The following is a 2,692-nucleotide window of genomic DNA, read 5'->3' on the forward strand; positions in this document are numbered from 1 at the left end:
AGCGCAGCGCGTCGATGTCGTCCTTGTCCCATTCGATGATCTGGCGCCCCTCCATCGCGGCAGGCTCGATGGGGACCAGGTCGTCGAGCCGGTCATGGGTCAGCACGAAGCCGCCGGGATGCTGGCTGAGGTGCCGCGGCGCGCCGTGCAGCTGGGCGGCCAGTTCCATGGTCAGGCGGATGCGGCGGTCGGCGGGATCAAGGTTCAGCTCGCGGATCTGGGCGTCGGTGACGCCCTCCTCGGACCAGGCCCAGATCTGCGAGGACAGCGCGCGGATCAAGTCCTCGGGCAGGCCCAGGGCCTTGCCGACGTCCCTGAGCGCGCCCTTGGCGCGGTAGCGGATCACGGTGGCGCAGAGCGCGGCATGGTCGCGGCCGTAGTTCTTGTAGACCCACTGGATGACCTCCTCCCGCCGTTCATGCTCGAAGTCGACGTCGATGTCGGGCGGCTCGGCCCGCTCGGCGGAGATGAAGCGCTCGAAGAGGAGGTTGCCGTCTGCCGGATTGATCGAGGTGATGCCGAGGACAAAGCACACCGCCGAGTTCGCGGCCGACCCGCGTCCCTGGCAGAGGATGCCCTTTGACTTGGCGAAGCGCACGATGCTGTGGACCGTCAGGAAGTAGGGGGCGTAGGCCAGCTTGCCGATCAGGCGCAGCTCGTGCCCCAGGGTGGCCGCCACCTCGTCGGGGATGCCATCAGGGTAGCGTTCGCGTGCGCCCTCCCATGTGAGCCGTTCCAGCGTCTCCTGCGGGGTCAGCGCCGGGTCGTCCCGTTCCTCGGGATACTGGTAGCCTAGTTCGTTCAGCGAAAAGCGGCAGCGGTCGACGATCTCGAGCGTGCGGGCGACGGCCTCGGGGTAGCACGTAAAGAGCCGGTGCATCTCGGCGGAGGGCTTCAGGTAGCGGTCGGCGTGGCGCTCGCGCCGCAGGCCCAGGGCCTCGACGGTGGTGGTGTGGCGGATGGCGGTGACCACGTCCTGGAGGATGCGTCGGGCGGGTTCGTGGTAGAGCACGTCGTTGGTCACCACGCTCGACACCCTCATGCGGGCGGCAAGCGTCGCCAGCTCGTGCAGCCGCAGCTGGTCGTTCGGGCGCCGGCGCAGGGTGAGGGCCAGGTAGGCCCGGTCGCCGAAGGCCTCGCGCAACCGGCGCAGGCGCATCCCGCAGGCCTCGTCTGCCAGGTCCGGCACCAGCACCGCAATCAGCCCCTCGGCATGGGCGGCGAGATCGGACCAGTCGAGGTGGCACTTGCCCTTGCCGGCGCGGCCTTTGCCCAGGGTGAGCAGTCGGCAGAGGCGCGCATAGGTGGCCCTGTCGGTCGGATAGACCAGCACGGACATGCCGCAGGCCAGGTCCAGCCGGCAGCCCACGACGAGCCGCACGCCGGTGGCCTTGGCCGCCTCGTGCGCCCGCACGATCCCGGCGAGGGAGTTGCGATCCACCACGGCCAGGGCCTCGATGCCCAGGACGGCGGCGGTGGCGAACAACTCCTCGGCCGAGGACGCGCCGCGCAGGAAGGAGAACTGCGAGGTCACCTGCAGCTCGGCATATCGGCTCATCCGAAGACCCCGTGCAGGAACCAGCGATGGGAGCCGGTAGCCACGTCCTCGCCGTCGCCCGCGCGGTAGATCCAGTAGCGCTCGCCCGCGTCGTCCTCGACCCGGAAGTAGTCGCGCACGGCCGTCCGCTCGGCATCCCGCGTCCACCATTCCCCGAAGATGCGCTCGGGGCCGTCGGCCCGCCGCACCCGGCGGCGCACGCCCTTCCAGGCGAACCAGGCAGGCGGATGGTCGGGCAGGAGCGCCATGGTCTCGATGGGCTCGGGACGGGGCAAGAGGCGCGCGGGACGGGGCCAGTGACCGGGCCAGCCGTCGCCCGCGTCCTCCGCCAAGGCGGGGATGCGGCGCACGGATCGCTCGGGCACGTCGCTGGGGACGGACACGATGCGGTAGACGGCTCCCGCACCGACGCGGTTCGCCAGGGTGTCGATCAGCCCGGCCAGATCGGGCGCAGGCTCCTCCAGCAGGCTCGCCGCCTGCCGGGCCTCCAGTGGCTCGGCAAGGGTGGCCGCCAGCACCAGGATCTCGATGCCATAGCCCGGGTCGATCGTTTCGATGCGCGCGCAGAGGAGCCGGGTCAGCGGCTTCGGGTCGCGGACCGGCCGGGCGAGGCCGACACGCACCGTCTGCAGGTCGTTGTCGATCCGGTGGCAGAAGAGATCGAGGCGGCGGGCGCCGAGTCTGCGTTCTTCCATCTGCTCGCACAAGGTCACGACGAGCTTGCCGATGTAGCGGGCGATGGTCTCGGCGGCGGCGATGGGTTCGGCGCACCTCGACGAGGCCTTCCGGGCGGACAGGCTCGATGGGTTCTGCGGCCGCGCCCAACGCTTGGTCGATCCTGCGCCAGAGGCTCGGCCCGAAGCGGCGGGTGAGCGGGGCACGGGGCTGGCCGATAAGATCGCCAATGCGGGTGAAGCCCAAGGTGTTCAATCCGGCGACCGTGGCCGGCGGCAGCCGCAGCGCCTGGAGGGGCAGGGGCGCCAGGACGCCCTCGGCCGCGCCGGGGGCCGCGATGAGGTTGGGGGCGGCGACATGCCGCGCCAGAGCGTGGGCTGCGCCCCAGGTGTCAGCGACGGCCGCACGTGCGGTGACGCCCGACATCACCCGCCGCCCCACAAAGGCCTCCAGCATCGC

General features: G+C 71.1%; 2 protein-coding genes. Both read right to left on the minus strand.

The genetic code is table 11. The features are described 5' to 3' along the window. Positions 1–1,558, minus strand: a 1,558-nt coding sequence (locus Q4F04_RS15415) for a PHP domain-containing protein (protein WP_303370673.1), incomplete at its 3' end; no start/stop codon positions are given. After that, entirely contained in the window at positions 1,555–2,439 is an 885-nt protein-coding gene (locus tag Q4F04_RS15420) for a DUF6504 family protein (RefSeq protein WP_303370674.1), read from the minus strand. The genes Q4F04_RS15415 and Q4F04_RS15420, both read right to left, overlap by 4 nt. Between the last annotated feature and the right edge of the window lie 253 nt (positions 2,440–2,692).

Origin of the sequence: Paracoccus sp. (in: a-proteobacteria) (genome assembly GCF_030536915.1) — a bacterium.
In the GTDB taxonomy this organism is placed as follows: Bacteria; Pseudomonadota; Alphaproteobacteria; order Rhodobacterales; family Rhodobacteraceae; genus Paracoccus.